This window comes from Bacillus sp. FCW2 (genome assembly GCF_021228595.1).
Taxonomy (GTDB): domain Bacteria; phylum Bacillota; class Bacilli; order Bacillales; family Bacillaceae; genus Bacillus; species Bacillus velezensis.
In genome coordinates, this window is the sequence record NZ_CP089436.1 from 2288590 (window position 1) to 2304130 (window position 15541).

The following is a 15541-nucleotide window of genomic DNA, read 5'->3' on the forward strand; positions in this document are numbered from 1 at the left end:
TCTCTCATGTTTATATTGTAAAAAAGAAGTGAAAAACGTGAAAGAGGAAATCGCTATATTCAGAAAGGAGGGAGGCAAATGGCGGGAGAACGAAAGCCTTTGCCGATTGAATTTTACCAGAGACCGTCAGTGGAGCTTGCCCCTTTATTGCTCGGCTGTCTCTTGGTGAAGGAGACGGACGAGGGAACGGCTTCAGGTTTTATCGTGGAAACGGAAGCTTATATGGGAGCGGATGACAGGGCGGCGCACAGCTTCGGCAACCGGCGCACGAAACGGACGGAAATTATGTTCCATGAGGCGGGCCGCATTTATACATACGTCATGCACACTCATACATTAATGAACGTCGTCGCCGCGGACATCGGCATTCCGCAGGCCGTGTTAATCAGGGCGGCGGAGCCTCATGAAGGACAGTTCCTGATGGAGAGCAGGAGACCGGGCAGACCCCCGAGAGAGCGGACAAACGGCCCGGGAAAACTGACGAAGGCGATGGGCATTTCAATGAACGACTACGGCAGCATGATCACGGAACCGCCGCTGTATATTACGGAGGGCTTTACGCCTGAGCATATATCAACAGGCCCGAGAATCGGGATTGACAACAGCGGAGAAGCCCGGGATTATCCGTGGCGCTATTGGGTGACGGGGAACCGGTATGTCTCACGCTGACCATGTTTATAAACGCTGATAACAGGGGAAAGACAAGGTAAAAGAAAGGGGATTCAGACATTGAAAAAATTTTTCAAAACGATTATCAAATGGGCGCCCGTCATCTATCCGATCATCAGAAAAATCATAAAAGAACGGAAGGCATCTAAGCGGAACCGCATGTCCGCATCCCGAACAGCCGGCTGATCCGGCTGTTTTTTTACGGGCCTGGCATCGGATTGCCGCATTGACTTGAAATCCTCCCCATTATAGAATTTACATACATTTACCCCTTCCTCATTCTATTTGCCCATTTTTCACGTCTGCATCTGATCTGATAGGAGGTTTTTCTCATGCTTCATGGGCGGCTTCGTGAACTTCTGCGCTTGCTTTTAGCTGCTGAAACACCGGTTACAAGCTCAGTCATCGCTGCAAATGTAAAGGTAACGACGCGGACGGTCCGCAATGACATAAAGGAACTGCAAACCATTGTAGAAAAACACGGCGCATCCATTCAATCTGTCAGAGGGAGCGGCTATAAGCTGCTGATCCGGAATGAGCAGCCGTTTAAAAACTGGCTTCAGGACAATTTCCAGCAGAACAGCACCGTGCCGATTTTTCCCGGTGAACGGTTAGATTACCTTATGAAAAGAATGCTTCTGGCCGACGGCTACCTCAAGCTGGATGACTTGGCGGAAGAACTGTTCATCAGTAAATCCACACTTCAATCTGATTTAAAAGAAGTCAAAAAACGGCTCCGCCCCTATGACATCATTTTGGAAACAAGGCCGAACTACGGCTTTAAGCTGCGCGGCGAAGAGCTCCGCCTCCGTTATTGTATGGCGGAATACTTAGTGGACGACCGCGAGCCTGAGCCTGATCTCCTGAGTGAAAAGGCCGGTATTCTGCCGAAAGACGACATTCACGTGATCCGCACAGCCATTATGAAGCAGGTTCGAAACCATAAGATCCCGCTTTCTTTCTTCGGCCTGAACAATCTCATCATCCATATCGCCATTGCCTGCAAACGAATCCGGACAGAAAACTATGTATCTCTCATCCCGGAAGATCTTCATGATATTAAGCTTGAAACAGAATATCAGTCAGCGGAAGCCATCGTAAAAGAGCTTGAATCTGCGCTTTCGGTCACCTTTCCCGAACAGGAAACCGCCTATATTGCCATTCACCTGCTCGGGACAAAGCGCATGACCCAGTCACAATTGGACGGAAAAGAGCTTACAAGGCTGATAGACGGGGAAACCAGCCGTTTGACGGAGGCCATGATCGAAGCCATTGAGCGGGAGCTGAAGCTCGGAATCACGGACGACAATGAGCTGAAAGCGGGTCTTGCGCTCCACATCAAGCCGGCGATTAACCGAAACCGGTACGGAATGAACCTGAGAAACCCGATGCTCTCCGCCATAAAGGAAAATTATCCGCTCGCATTTGAAGCGGGAGTGATTGCGGGAATCGTGATCAAGGAGCAAACCGGCATTGATATTCATGAAAATGAGATCGGATATTTGGCGCTTCATTTCGGAGCCGCCATTGAAAGGAGAAAGACGGAACGGCCGCCTAAACGCTGTCTGATTGTTTGTGCGTCCGGCGCCGGCAGCGCGCAGCTTTTAAGAGAAAAGCTCCGTTCCCGGTTCGCAAAGCGTCTTGAAATCGTCGGAACGGCTGATTACTGCAGCCTTGACCAGCTTTCCTTTGAGTCGATTGATTTTGTGGTCAGTACAGTGCCGATCAAAAAAGACCTGCCCGTTCCCGTATTGAAGGTTCATACGCTGCTGGGCGGCGGGGATTTTACAAAAATCGACGCCATGCTGGAAGAAAAGCGGGAACAATTGAACTTTCTGAAACCGGAGCTGGTATTTTTGCAGCAGGATCTGGAGACGAAGGAAGACGTCATTCGTTTTCTCGGACAGCAGGTTGCAGAAGCCGGCCTCGCTTCTGATTCTCTGACCGATTCTATTTTTGAAAGGGAAGCGATTTCTCCTACGAGTTTCGGCAATCTTACGGCGATTCCGCACCCGCTCGTTCCGCAGACAGACACGACGTTTTGGGCGGTATGCACGCTGAAGAAACCGATTGACTGGGCGGATAAGCGTGTCCAATTTGTCTGCCTGCTCTGCGTCGAGAAAGAAAGCAAAGCCGACCTCCAGCATATGTACAAATGGCTCGGCGGCATGTTAGATGATCCGGCCGCGGTAAGCCGTCTCTTAAAATGCACAACCTATCAGGAGGTTTTACGAGTATTCAGAGACAAACGATCAGAGAAAGACCGGGATACACCTTTTTTCCGTTAGCAGCGGAAAAAGCCTGAGTAGTTATGAAAGCGATTTCATAATATGATGGTACTAACATCGAGACATACAAAATATCAAACTTTCAGGAGGTCTTTTACATGAATATATTACTCGTTTGTGCAGCAGGGATGTCAACAAGCTTACTCGTTACCAAGATGGAAAAAAGCGCGCAGGAACAAGGAAAAGAATATAAAATCTGGGCGGTGTCAGGCGATTCAGTCAACCAGCATATTGATAAAGCGGACGTATTGCTGCTTGGGCCTCAAGTCCGTTATTTGCTTCCGCAGCTGAAAAAATTGGGTGAATCAAAAGGAGTGCCGGTTGAAGTCATCAATACCGTCCATTACGGCACTTGCAACGGAGCGGAGGTTCTGAAATCAGCGGAACAGCTCGGAAACGCATCGTAGAAAGGGGCGGGCCGTGTGAATAAGGTGAACCAGTTTTTAGAAGAGAAAGTCATGCCCATTGCCGGAAAAATTGCCTCCCAGCGGCATCTGCAAGCATTGCGTGACGGGATCATCCTCACCATGCCGCTTATCATCATCGGTTCGTTTTTTCTGATCATCGGCAACCTGCCGATTCCGGGATATGCGGATTTCATGGCAAAGACGTTCGGAAGCGCCTGGTCTCAAAAACTGCAATATCCGGTTGATGCGACCTTTGAAATCATGGGTCTTGTCGCCGCTTTCGGAATCGCCTACCGCCTGGCCGAAAAATACGGGGTGGACGCATTATCGGCCGGTGCGATATCTTTGGCGGCGTTTCTCTTGGCAACGCCGTACAAAGTTCCGTTTCTGCCTTCCGGCGCCAAAGAGGAAATCATGGTGGGCGGCGGCATCCCGCTGTCTCTCATGGGAAGCAAAGGGCTGTTTGTCGCGATGATCATCGCCATGCTGTCGACGGAAATTTACCGCTTGATCATCCAGCGGAATTTCGTCTTCAAAATGCCGGACGGCGTACCTCCGGCGGTCAGCAAATCGTTTGTCGCCTTAATTCCCGGCTTTGCCGTCATCTTTCTGATCTGGGGTGCGCGTTTAATTGTCGAAGCGACGCCGTTTGAAAACCTTCATAACATTGTAAGCGTTGTACTGGGGACGCCGCTCTCGATTCTTGGGGGAAGTCTCGGCGGAAGCCTGATAGCCGAAGCGGTTCAAATGCTCTTGTGGGCGTGCGGATTACACGGGGCGAACATAGTCGGCGGCGTCATGGCGCCGATCTGGTTCGGAGCGATGGATGCCAACCGGATTGCGTTTCAGGCGGGCGATGCGCTTCCGAATATTTTCACCCAGCAGTTTTTTGAAATCTGGATCAACATCGGCGGAAGCGGCGCGACACTGGCGCTCGTGGTCACCATGTTTCTCCGTTCGCGAAGCAAGCAGATGAAGCAGCTTGGGAAACTCGCCATCGGGCCGGCCGTCTTTAATATTAATGAGCCGATTATTTTCGGAATGCCGATCGTCATGAACCCGATGCTTCTCATTCCGTTCATTATCACACCGCTTGTCACACTGGTCCTTACCTATATCGGCATGAGCACCGGCCTCGTCGCCAAACCTGCCGGCATTGTCGTCCCATGGACGATGCCGCCGATTTTCTCCGGCTATCTTGCCACGGGCGGAAAAATATCAGGGGCTGTCATGCAGGCGATTAATATCATCACAGCCTTTATCGTGTACTATCCGTTCTTCAGAATGTGGGATTCGCAAAAGCTGAAAGAAGAAAACGAACTTGAACAATCGCAGGCGCCAGCCGTACAGGGAGACGAAAAAGCCGTGCTGTAGAGAAAGGGAGTGAAACACATGAATGAAAAAATGGAACAGACCATTTTTCAGATCATCCTGCATGGCGGCAACGGCAGAAGCGCATCAATGGAAGCCATTGCCGCCGCAAAGCGGGGGGACAGAGCCATGGCGGAGGAAAAGCTTCAGGAAGCCGCAAGGGAACTGACCGAAGCTCATCATTATCAGACAGAACTGATCCAAAATGAAGCCGGCGGAGAAAAAACAGACATGACGCTTTTGATGGTGCATGCGCAAGATCATTTAATGAATGCCATGACCGTGAAAGACTTGGCCGCTGAGTTAGTCGAGATTTACGAAAAAGTGAGTCTGCAAGGGGGAGCAAAAATATGACAAAAGGAATTAAAATTGTAACGATCGGCGGAGGTTCAAGCTATACACCGGAGCTTGTGGAAGGCATCATTAAGCGCTATGAGGAACTGCCTGTCAGAGAATTATGGCTCGTCGACATTCCTGAAGGCGAGAAAAAACTCAATATCGTCGGCACGCTTGCAAAACGCATGGTCGAAAAAGCGGGTGTTCCGATAGAGATTCACCTGACGCTTGACCGGAGAGAAGCCTTGAAGGATGCGGATTTCGTAACGACTCAATTCCGCGTCGGCCTTCTTGAGGCCCGCGCCAAAGACGAACGGATTCCGTTAAAATACGGCGTAATCGGCCAGGAGACAAACGGTCCGGGCGGTTTATTCAAAGGGCTGCGCACCATCCCGGTTATTCTGGAAATCGCGAAAGACATCGAAGAGCTTTGTCCGAATGCATGGCTCGTGAATTTCACAAACCCTGCCGGCATGGTTACCGAGGCCTTGCTCCGCTACTCGAATCTCACAAAAGTCGTCGGCCTCTGCAATGTGCCGATCGGCATTAAAATGGGCGTCGCAAAAGCATTGGATGTGGATGTCAGCCGGATCGAAGTGCAATTTGCCGGGCTGAATCACATGGTCTTCGGATTAGATGTTTTCTTAGACGGCGTCAGCGTGAAAGATCAAGTCATTGAAGCCATGGGAGACCCGAAAAACGCCATGACGATGAAAAATATTTCAGGAGCGGAATGGGAGCCTGAATTCCTGAAGGCGCTCGATCTGATTCCTTGCGGCTACCACCGCTATTATTTCAAAACGAAAGAAATGCTCGAGCATGAAATAGAAGCGTCACAGACGGAGGGCACACGCGCCGAGGTCGTGCAGAAGGTTGAGAAAGAACTGTTCGAACTGTACAAAGATCCGAATCTCGCCATCAAACCGCCGCAGCTTGAAAAACGGGGCGGAGCGTACTACAGTGACGCGGCCTGCAACCTGATCAGCTCCATCTATAACGACAAACATGATATCCAGCCCGTCAATACGATAAACAACGGCGCGATCGCCAGCATTCCGAATGACTCAGCGGTCGAAGTGAACTGTGTCATGACGAAAGACGGTCCGAAACCGATCGCCGTCGGTGATCTGCCGGTGTCTGTCCGCGGACTCGTCCAGCAAATCAAATCATTTGAGCGCGTCGCCGCTGAAGCAGCCGTCACGGGAGATTATCAAACGGCGCTACTTGCGATGACGATCAACCCTCTCGTCCCGTCAGACTCCGTGGCAAAGGCCATTCTGGATGAAATGCTTGAGGCCCACAAAGAACATCTGCCTCATTTCTTTAAGTCGATTGAAGCATAAGAGCAGTAAAAAAAACCCGGATTCGCTTCCGGGTTTTTTGCTTATTTTGATTCGCTTAGTGAGGCGACTTCCGTCGTCCAGCCGAACACGTCGGCTTCCGCGCCTTTTTGAATGCCTGTAATGGTATCATACAATTTCTTCGAGATCTCTCCGGTTTCACCGCTGCCGATGACAAGACTTTCATCATTCCAGATCAGTTCGCCGACCGGAGAAATGACCGCCGCCGTACCGGTTCCGAATGTTTCTTCCAATCGGCCGTCACGATGCGCCTGGATGATTTCATCGATCGAAATCTTCCGCTCAGACACAGTCAGTCCCCAATGTTTGAGAAGGGTGATGACAGAATTTCTCGTAATTCCTTCAAGAATGCTTCCGTTCAGCTCCGGCGTCACGATCTCGCCGCTGATTTTGAAGAAGATGTTCATGCTGCCGACTTCTTCGATGTATTTTTTCTCAATGCCGTCAAGCCATAAAACCTGGGAAAATCCCTTCTCTTCCGCAACCTGCTGCGCTTTCAGACTTGATGCGTAGTTGCCGGCGGTTTTCGCGTTTCCGGTGCCGCCTTTGACGGCGCGCACGAATTCGTTTTCCACGGCGATTTTCACCGGTTTAATGCCTTCTTTGTAATAAGAGCCGACCGGGGAAAGAATGATAAACAGCTTGTACGTATGGGATGCCGCTACACCGAGGAAAGGCTCAGTCGCAATAATAAACGGACGGATATAAAGGGAAGTGCCTTCCGCTTTCGGAATCCAGTCTTTGTCGATGGCTACGAGCTGTTTCAGGCCTTCAAGAACAAGCTCTTCATCAATGAGCGGGATGCAAAGGCGGTCATTTGACTGGTTCAGGCGCTCCATATTTTTCTCCGGTCTGAACAGAAGCACTTCCTGATCCTTCGTTACATACGCTTTAAGCCCTTCAAAAACGGTTTGGCCGTAATGATAAACCATGGCCGCAGGATCCATTGAGATGGACTGATAAGGGATAATTCTCGGATCGTACCAGCCTTGATCAGCGTCGTAATCCATAACAAACATATGGTCGGTGAAAATTCTGCCGAACGCAAGGTCATGGGGGTCCGGTTTCGGTTTTTTGGCTGAAGTCAATTCAACACGAATGTCTTGTTTCATAATGTTCTGTCTCCCTATTGGTGTTATTGTCAAACTTATTTGAAAATAATTTATATTCTATTGTATACCTTCAACAAATATTCGCAATAGTTTTCCTCAAATTTGTGAAAAAATCAAATCACATAAAAAGCAGGGGAGAGAATGCCCCCTGCGTGTTCGTTTTTACGTATTCTGTCATCACCGTGCTCAGTGAACCGTCACCTTGCCGGTTTTGTAAAACTGCTCCATTGCTTTATCGACGTACACCCAGCCTTTCCAGGCGATATGGATGGTGTCTTTCATAAAGTACGGATCATATTCGTGCCCGGATAAGTCGGCAACCTGAAAGCCCTTCGCTTTAATTTGCTTAGTGACTTTTTTGTAGTAATCAGTCCGGCCTTTTTTCGGGAAGCCGGTGTAGTCATACCATTTTCCGTTGACCGGAATAACCACGAACATCGGTTCAGCGCCGGCATCTTTCAGAATGTCCAGCATATCCTCAAAGTCGTGATATTCGACTGATTTGGCGTACGTTCTTCCTTTGTTGATCCCTTTCACTCTCTTTACTTTCTTCTTAATCTTTTTATAAGAAGCGTCATCGATATAGAAAGGATTGGACTTGGAGCTCCGTTCTCCTAATTGCGCGGCGGCTGTTTTTAACTCTGACCACGATTTCCCTTTCAGGTTTTCAGAGATCGTCCGTTCAGGGCCCTTGGTTTCTCCCATTGAATAATAAAGATCTTTTTTCTCAAGCAGAGAATAATAAGCTTTGGCAGCCGGCATGACCGCTTTCACTTTCCATGATTGTCCGTTGACCATTCCCTTGTACAATTCAGAAAGGACGGCATCATGCTGAACGACTTTAAAACGGAGCATGCGCTTCATCATGTTCTTTTTGACCGCGGGATCAATCTGGTTATTAAATGCTAAATCCAATGCCTGAAGTGATGAAAAATTCGGCGCAAAGTGCTGTTCATCAGAACCTTTTTTGATAAACCATTGCGGAGAAACAATGAATACCAGCTTTTTGCCTTTCAGCTGCTGATAATGCGCCGCAAAGTTCACGGCGTGTATCAAGGATTGGTCCCCGCCTTTTCCGACAAGATAAGGCGTAAAGCCTTGGTTGTTCACTTGGAAATAGTTGGACGGATGAAACTCATCCAGTCTTGAAAGCTCGGAAGAACCGAAAATCGGCAGATACTTCGAGTCTTCGAACATTTTATTTTGCAGATAGAGCCCCTGGAACATATTCGGATTTAAGGCTGCCGCCGACTCTTCGACACGTTTTTCAGGAATGAAGCGCGTAAGCCATGAAGCCGGAACTGCGATAGCTCCGACAAACAGGACGAACGCTAAAATAATTGGTCCAAAGAAACGCTTTTTCATTTACTTCAACTCAGTCAGTTTGTTTACAATGTTGTTTGGCGTATTCCACTCGTCACGGTCAAATTCAGTGATCGGCACTGTAATGCCGAAGCGGTTTTCGATGGCGACAAGCAGCTCTACAGTTCCGAAAGAATCAAGCAGTCCTTCTTCAAAGATTTCAATATCAGGATTTTCTTTCACAGCGTCCTCCTGACAAACTTCAGCTAATACGTCTAATACTTCCTGTTTAAATTCCATGTGTTTTCAATCTCCTTTAGTGATGAAATGGTTTTCCTGAGAAAATATAAAATCCGAAACATACGAAATGGAATGTGATGACGATGGCTAAAAAGGCCGTAAAACGATTGGCGGGCAGCCACTTGTATTTCTTATTCCATTTCTCAAAAAAGTTATACCCGGTCATTAATACGGCGTGGTACAGGCCGTATACAATATATTGCAGGGCGAGTCCGTGCCAGACGCCCATCAGCATGAACAGCAGGAAATACCCGATGTTCGAGACGGCCATCCGGTTCTTTATCCATTTTTTCTTTGTCATCCAGAAAACAAAGCGCATAAATACGTAGTCTCTGAACCAGAAGGATAAGGACATGTGCCAGCGGTTCCAGAAGTCTTTAATGTTTTTGCTGATAAACGGCTTATTAAAGTTTTCCGGAGATTTGATGCCCATGATATAGCTTACACCGACGGCAAACATCGTGTAACCCGCAAAATCAAAAAACAGGTACAAGCTGTATCCGTACATGTACAGCACATTACCCCACAGTTTGCTGTGGGTGATATGGGACAGATTCATAATGAAATACGTGTTAATCGCATATCCGATAATGAATTTGTATAAGAAACCGATAAAAATTTTATGAATGCCGGTATACAGTAAATCAGCGTATTCTCCCTTTGTCCATACTTTCTGTTCGTCCTTGGCAAATCTGCGGTATCTGTCGATCGGACCGGAAGAAATGGTCGGGAAAAACATAATAAAGTACAAAAGGCGGTGAAGCGGCATTTTTTCTTTAATCAGCCCGTCTCTCGTTTCCATGATCAGCTGGACGCCTTTAAATGTCAAATAAGAAATTCCTAAGAAACTGATCAGGTTATGAACCGGGTGATGAGGCGCCGGCGGAAAGAAAAACGGCCATAATTTAGATAAAAACAGGGGTAAAATGGACGCGATCACGGCCATACTGAAGACAAAGCCGCTGTTGGCTTTCAGTCTGTAAGCGAGATAACCCCTGATTAAAAGCACCTGCCACAGCGTAAAGATACATAGTGCGATCACGCCGTGCAGATCATGCGCGAAAATCAAAGCCAATACGATGATGGATATAAACATGTTGTATCCTTGGAATCTCTTGCCGTTCAGCCCTAAAATAATCGTCGGCAAAAGAAGGATTCCAAGTAAGATAAAGAAGAAAAACGAGCTGTAAGGCGTCATACAAGAACCTCTTCGCCAATGCGTTTACGGTCGATTTTTCCGTTCGCAGTCATTTGGATGTGATCCTGATAAATGAATTTTCTCGGAATCATGTAGGCCGGAAGCGAAGCGGCCAGTTCTTTCTTAATGGCGCTTGTCAGCTGGAATTCTTTTTCAAAATCATGTTTTTCAGGCACGATGGCGGCAATTAAATATTCGACAGGTCCGTTAGGCTGATACGGGATGACAACCGCCGTGCGCACATATTGAGACTGCCTTACATGTACTTCGATTTCCTCCAGCTCCATGCGGTAGCCGTGAAGCTTAATCTGGAAATCAAGGCGTCCTTGGCAGAAAATCTGACCATCCTGAACATAACCGGCATCACCCGTGTGATATGCCCACTGGCCGTCGATCGGGAAAAACGCTTTTTCTGTCAGAGAAGGCTCTCCGAGATAGCCTTTGCTCACGCTCGGGCCCGCGATGATGATTTCCCCTTTTTCTCCGTCCGGAAGCTTATTCCCGTTTTCATCCATGATGAAGATATTCATATCGGGTTTTGCAAAACCGACGGGCAGAGATTCATGTTCATCGATGATCTGCTGCGTAATTTCAACGGAGGTGACGGCAACCGTTGTTTCAGTCGGGCCGTATGTATTGAATACGCGGGCCTTCGGAAAACGGTTTAACAGTTCCTGTGCCACGGCAGCCGGAAGCGCTTCTCCGCAAAACATAAATACTTCTGTCTCAGGCAGGAGCTCCTGCGTAAAGCCGGGGTCCATCAGACACATTTGGACGAAAGACGGCGTCGATGTCCAGACGTTCAGTTTGGATTTCTCCAGCTCTTCAAATAGTACTTTCGGTTTATTGATTTTGTCTTTCGTTACGCAATGCAGCGTACCTCCCGTTTGAAGCGAAGGGAAAATGTCCATGACAGATAAATCAAAAGAAAACGGCGCTTGGTTTAAGAATGTCTTACCATCGCCCACAGGAAAATCCCTGCAGATCCAGTCAGTGAAGCTTTGCAGGTTATCAGCCGATATCTGCACGCCCTTCGGATTTCCCGTGCTGCCGGACGTGTAAATAATGTAAAATGTGTCCAGCTCTTTTACCCAGTTCTCACGGCTGAGGTCTGCATCTCCGTCAGCTGCAAGCTCTTCGGGCGTAACGGTTTTAATCAGATTGCTTCCCGTATCGACTGCATCGCCCGATACGCTGATAAGCAGCTCTGCGCCTGAGCTTTCAATGATTTTGACGATCCGCTCCGCCGGAATGGAAACATCGACAGGGATGTAAGGGCGGCCCGCTTTGACGCTTCCTAAGAAAGAAACGATCATATTCGGCTCCATATGTCCGTAAACCAGGACAGGCGCTTTCGAACCGTCAGCTGTATGTTTTTGAATGCCGGACGCAACCCGCTCCGACAAATCCCATAATTCCCCGTAAGTGAGGGAATGATCTAAGGAACGAAACGCTTCGGCCTGCGGCTTGGCGTCTGCGTATGTTTTTATAGCATCAAGTAGTTTCATAGTTATCCTCCCCGATTAGAAATCGTTGTAAATATAAGTGCCGGTATTCGCTGTATGAAATCCATACATCCAAAAGAGCAATACTAATATCAGAAAATAAAAGCCCGTATGAAACGTCCATTTGATCAATGTATTTTCATAAGCACGTTTTAATTTTTGCATCATATTCAAAATTCCTTCCCCGCGTATTCAATAATTACACCAGTATATGACGATTAGATTAACAAAAAGTTTCAAAATATGTCTAATATCCTAAGCTTAAAATTTCCTTAAAAATGAATGAGAAACAAAAGGATGGAAAACACGCATGTATAAATTGGCAAATGATCATACTAAAAAGGCGCTGTTCAGGCGGGATTTTTAACTTATCGTAAATATAAACGAGGTAAAAAAATTTTGGCGGCTTTTTCTTACGCAGGCTTGTGCCGAACCCCAATGGAGAAGGGCGAAAAGCCGTTTCCGGCAGGATAGCCGATAAAGCGCCGCATCTTGTGAAATGAGGAAGAAATTATTATGATAGATAAGGTAGCAGAAAACGTGAAAACCCCAATTCAACACTACTGTTATCGGCTGACTGTGAAAGCCTTTTAATAGAAAGGAAGAGGAAAATGAATCAAAACAATATGGGGGGCAGCCAAAAGACGCCCGAGAAAGAAAGCATGGGCCGCATTTTGTGGCAGCTAACCCGCCCTCATACATTGACGGCATCGTTTGTGCCCGTACTTCTCGGCACCGTATTGGCGATGTTTTACGTAAAGGTTGATTTCCTGCTGTTTTTGGCCATGCTGTTTTCCTGCCTTTGGATTCAGATCGCCACGAACTTATTCAATGAATATTACGATTTTAAACGCGGTTTAGATACGGAGGATTCCGTCGGTATCGGCGGAGCGATCGTCCGCCACGGCATGAAGCCGAAAACAATTCTGCAGCTGGCGCTCGGCTCTTATGCGATTGCCCTCGTGCTCGGTGTTTATATCTGCATGAGCAGCAGCTGGTGGCTTGCGGTTATCGGCCTTGCCGGCATGCTGATCGGCTATCTGTATACGGGCGGCCCGCTGCCGATTGCGTATACACCGTTCGGGGAACTGTTCTCCGGCATTTGCATGGGCTCTGTATTTGTCCTTATTTCTTTCTTCATTCAGACAGGCAGAATTAATGAACAGAGCATTTTGATTTCCATCCCGATTGCCATCTTGGTCGGAGCGATTAACCTGTCCAACAATATCCGTGATATTGAGGAAGATAAAAAGGGCGGACGTAAAACGCTGGCCATTTTGATGGGGCATAGAGGAGCCGTCATGATACTGGCCGCATCTTTTGCCATCGCTTACATCTGGATCGTCGGTCTTGTCATCATGGGTTACACAAGCCCATGGCTGTTCCTGGTCTTCCTGAGCGTGCCGAAGCCCGTTCAGGCTGTGAAAGGCTTTGTGAAAAACGAAATGCCGATGAACATGATTATTGCGATGAAATCAACGGCGCAAACCAATACATTTTTCGGATTCCTGCTTTCAATCGGACTCCTGATCAGTTATTTCCGCTGATCAAATGAAAAGGCAAATGCCATAACCGGCATTTGCTTTTTTTTATGAAATAATCTTCATGATTTTGTAAAGAACCTGACTGAGGACTGACCCGTCTTATATACGGACAGCAAAGCAAGGAGATGAAAAAAATGGACTTGTCAACAGCCCATATGGATGATTTGAAAACGGTCATGGAAGATTGGAAAAATGAATTATTAGTTTATAAATTCGCTTTAGATGAGCTGGATACGAAGTTTTCGATCATCAGCCAGGAATATAATTTGATTCACGGGCATAACCCGATCGAGCATACAAAATCACGCGTAAAAAGTTTCGAGAGTATCGTCAATAAACTGATGCGCAAAGGCTGCGATGTGACGACGCAGGAAATGAAAGAGCATATTCATGATATTGCGGGTGTCAGGATTATCTGTTCCTTTATTTCCGATATTTATAATGTCGCTGAGGTTTTGAAGCAGCATAAGGACCTGAAGATCGTAAAGGTGAAGGATTATATCAAACATCCGAAGCCGAACGGCTACCGCAGCCTGCATTTGATTATTGAAATTCCCGTTTATTTGACGAATCGTGTGGAATATGTGAAGGCGGAAATTCAAATCCGCACCATCGCCATGGATTTTTGGGCGAGTCTTGAACATAAAATTTATTACAAATTAAATAACGAAGTCCCAAAGCATCTGACCGACGAGCTGAAGGAAGCAGCGGACATCGCCCATTATTTAGACGAAAAGATGCTTGGGATTAAGAAAGAAGTCGATTAAACGATTGACGCATCACAAACAGCCGGACCGCTTTTATGTGCAGTCCGGCTGTTTATTTATCCGTTTACGCGCAGCTGTACAAATTTTCGCTTGCCCACCTGAATCGTCATGCCGTCTTCTGCGGTAATGACGGTATGAAGGGCATCCGTTTTCTCCCCGTTCACTTTGACTCCGCCGTTTTGAATCATACGGCGTGCTTCGCTTTTTGAAGAAAAGAGTCCAATCGTGACGAGCAGCTCAATAAGGGGCACGGGCTTTTCTCCGTCCCATATGACGGTTTTCATATCTTCAGGCAGGCTGTTTTGCTGGAAGACACGTTTGAAATGCTGTTCTGCCGCATCCGCCGCTTTCCTGCCGTGGTACATTCTGACGATTGTACCCGCTAAGATCATTTTGGCATCTCTCGGATGAAGCTTTCCTGATTCCAAATCCTTCTCCATCTGTTTTTTCTCCGCAGGCTCTAAGTCTGTCGCTAAATGAATATATGTTTTCATCAGGCTGTCCGGCAATGACATCGTTTTGCCGTACATGTCGTTCGGATGCTCGTCAATACCGATGTAGTTGTTTTTTGATTTAGACATTTTTTCAACGCCGTCAAGACCCTCCAAAAGCGGCATGAGGATGACGACCTGCTTTTCTTTTTTGTAGCGTTCTTGGAAATGGCGGCCCATCAGCACGTTAAAATGCTGGTCCGTACCGCCGAGTTCGATATCGCTTTCGAGAACGACAGAATCGTAGCCCTGCATCAGCGGGTAAAAGAATTCGTGAAGTGAGATCGGTTTTTGCATGGCGATGCGCTCCTCAAAGTCGTCGCGCTCCATCAGACGGGCGACAGTAATTTTCCCCGCTAATTCAATCACATCTTCCAGATTCAATGTCTTCAGCCATTTTGAGTTGCAGTGAAGTTCAACTTTGTCTTGATCCAGCACCTTGCCAAACTGTTCAAAGTAGGTTTTGGCATTGTGCTGGACTTCTTCATCAGTCAGCTGTTTTCTGGCTTGCGACTTCCCCGTCGGATCACCGATTTTTCCGGTAAAGTCCCCGATAACAAGCTGTATGATATGGCCGTTTTCTTGAAATTGGCGCAATTTGTTTAACACGACGGTATGGCCCAAGTGGACGTCGGGTGCGGACGGATCAAGGCCGAGTTTAATGTTCAGCGGCTTGCCGGATGTCACTGATTTGGCGATTTTATTTCTCAATTCTTCAGGCGGTATGACGTCCGCGGCGCCGGTCATGTACAAATCCAGCTGCCTTTGCACTTCTTTCTCCTGATCATTCGTTAAAGTGATTGATTCCATCTTTTACATCCTCCTTTTTTTAGCCAAACAAAAAAGCCGCATCCCAAAAGGGACGTGGCTGTATGCACGCGGTACCACCC

The 15541-nt window shown here is 47.5% G+C and carries 16 protein-coding genes and 1 other annotated feature (1 of these 17 cut by a window edge); of the genes, 9 read left to right on the forward strand and 7 right to left on the reverse strand.

Translation table 11 applies throughout. The annotated features are described in order from the left end of the window. The first annotated feature begins 78 nt into the window (after nucleotides 1-78). The 7 genes from K3G25_RS11575 to licH all read left to right on the forward strand — a co-directional run bounded on the left by K3G25_RS11575 (nucleotide 79) and on the right by licH (nucleotide 6414). Entirely contained in the window at nucleotides 79-669 is a 591-nt protein-coding gene (locus K3G25_RS11575) for a DNA-3-methyladenine glycosylase (RefSeq protein WP_021494728.1), read from the forward strand. Nucleotides 670-720: 51 nt separating this feature from the next. Beyond that, complete coding sequence (locus K3G25_RS20755) at nucleotides 721-855, forward strand: hypothetical protein (protein ID WP_369719122.1); 135 nt, start codon at nucleotides 721-723, stop codon at nucleotides 853-855. A gap of 146 nt (nucleotides 856-1001) precedes the next feature. Further along, complete coding sequence (licR, locus tag K3G25_RS11580; RefSeq protein ID WP_232489316.1) at nucleotides 1002-2957, forward strand: transcriptional regulator LicR; 1956 nt, start codon at nucleotides 1002-1004, stop codon at nucleotides 2955-2957. Nucleotides 2958-3055: 98 nt separating this feature from the next. Beyond that, nucleotides 3056-3364, forward strand: coding sequence for a PTS lichenan transporter subunit IIB (gene licB / locus K3G25_RS11585; RefSeq protein WP_003150863.1), 309 nt, complete (start codon nucleotides 3056-3058; stop codon nucleotides 3362-3364). Nucleotides 3365-3379: 15 nt separating this feature from the next. After that, nucleotides 3380-4738 (forward strand): PTS cellobiose transporter subunit IIC, encoded by a 1359-nt coding sequence (gene celB, locus K3G25_RS11590; RefSeq protein ID WP_061861657.1) that lies wholly within the window; start codon nucleotides 3380-3382, stop codon nucleotides 4736-4738. A gap of 18 nt (nucleotides 4739-4756) precedes the next feature. Continuing rightward, entirely contained in the window at nucleotides 4757-5089 is a 333-nt protein-coding gene (gene licA / locus K3G25_RS11595; RefSeq protein ID WP_003150867.1) for a PTS lichenan transporter subunit IIA, read from the forward strand. Continuing rightward, nucleotides 5086-6414: a 6-phospho-beta-glucosidase LicH gene (licH, locus tag K3G25_RS11600; protein ID WP_014419213.1), complete on the forward strand. Its 1329-nt coding sequence runs from the start codon at nucleotides 5086-5088 to the stop codon at nucleotides 6412-6414. The genes licA and licH overlap by 4 nt, the downstream gene beginning before the upstream one ends. A 41-nt stretch (nucleotides 6415-6455) precedes the next feature. Here the strand turns inward: licH and K3G25_RS11605 are convergent, their stop codons facing one another. The 6 genes from K3G25_RS11605 to K3G25_RS11630 form a co-directional block, all read right to left on the reverse strand. Next, nucleotides 6456-7547, reverse strand: a complete 1092-nt coding sequence (locus K3G25_RS11605) for a branched-chain amino acid aminotransferase (RefSeq protein WP_025650062.1) — start codon at nucleotides 7545-7547, stop codon at nucleotides 6456-6458. Nucleotides 7548-7730: 183 nt separating this feature from the next. Next, a complete protein-coding gene (gene dltD / locus K3G25_RS11610; protein WP_007407736.1) occupies nucleotides 7731-8909 on the reverse strand; it encodes a D-alanyl-lipoteichoic acid biosynthesis protein DltD in 1179 nt (392 codons plus the stop codon). Then, on the reverse strand, nucleotides 8910-9146 hold the full coding sequence (dltC, locus tag K3G25_RS11615) for a D-alanine--poly(phosphoribitol) ligase subunit 2 (RefSeq protein WP_003150875.1): 237 nt from the start codon (nucleotides 9144-9146) through the stop codon (nucleotides 8910-8912). 16 nt (nucleotides 9147-9162) lie between these two features. Continuing rightward, nucleotides 9163-10344, reverse strand: a complete 1182-nt coding sequence (gene dltB / locus K3G25_RS11620; RefSeq protein ID WP_012118762.1) for a D-alanyl-lipoteichoic acid biosynthesis protein DltB — start codon at nucleotides 10342-10344, stop codon at nucleotides 9163-9165. Further along, nucleotides 10341-11852 (reverse strand): D-alanine--poly(phosphoribitol) ligase subunit DltA, encoded by a 1512-nt coding sequence (gene dltA, locus K3G25_RS11625; protein WP_134986742.1) that lies wholly within the window; start codon nucleotides 11850-11852, stop codon nucleotides 10341-10343. Before dltA ends, dltB begins: the two co-directional genes overlap by 4 nt. 15 nt (nucleotides 11853-11867) lie before the next feature. Beyond that, nucleotides 11868-12017 (reverse strand): teichoic acid D-Ala incorporation-associated protein DltX, encoded by a 150-nt coding sequence (locus K3G25_RS11630; RefSeq protein WP_003150882.1) that lies wholly within the window; start codon nucleotides 12015-12017, stop codon nucleotides 11868-11870. A 443-nt stretch (nucleotides 12018-12460) separates the two neighbouring features. On the opposite strand from K3G25_RS11630, the gene K3G25_RS11635 reads away from it, so the two are divergent. Together K3G25_RS11635 and K3G25_RS11640 are read left to right on the forward strand one after the other, a co-directional pair. Continuing rightward, nucleotides 12461-13396 carry a 1,4-dihydroxy-2-naphthoate polyprenyltransferase gene (locus tag K3G25_RS11635; RefSeq protein WP_007614633.1) on the forward strand — a complete coding sequence of 312 codons (936 nt, stop codon included), beginning with the start codon at nucleotides 12461-12463 and terminating at the stop codon, nucleotides 13394-13396. Nucleotides 13397-13527: 131 nt separating this feature from the next. Then, nucleotides 13528-14160 (forward strand): GTP pyrophosphokinase YwaC, encoded by a 633-nt coding sequence (locus K3G25_RS11640; protein WP_007407732.1) that lies wholly within the window; start codon nucleotides 13528-13530, stop codon nucleotides 14158-14160. Nucleotides 14161-14216: 56 nt separating this feature from the next. Here the strand turns inward: K3G25_RS11640 and tyrS are convergent, their stop codons facing one another. Beyond that, nucleotides 14217-15461, reverse strand: a complete 1245-nt coding sequence (tyrS, locus tag K3G25_RS11645; RefSeq protein ID WP_014419208.1) for a tyrosine--tRNA ligase — start codon at nucleotides 15459-15461, stop codon at nucleotides 14217-14219. Between the two features lie 45 nt (nucleotides 15462-15506). Further along, nucleotides 15507-15541, reverse strand: a binding site (T-box leader) (it continues 177 nt past the right edge of the window).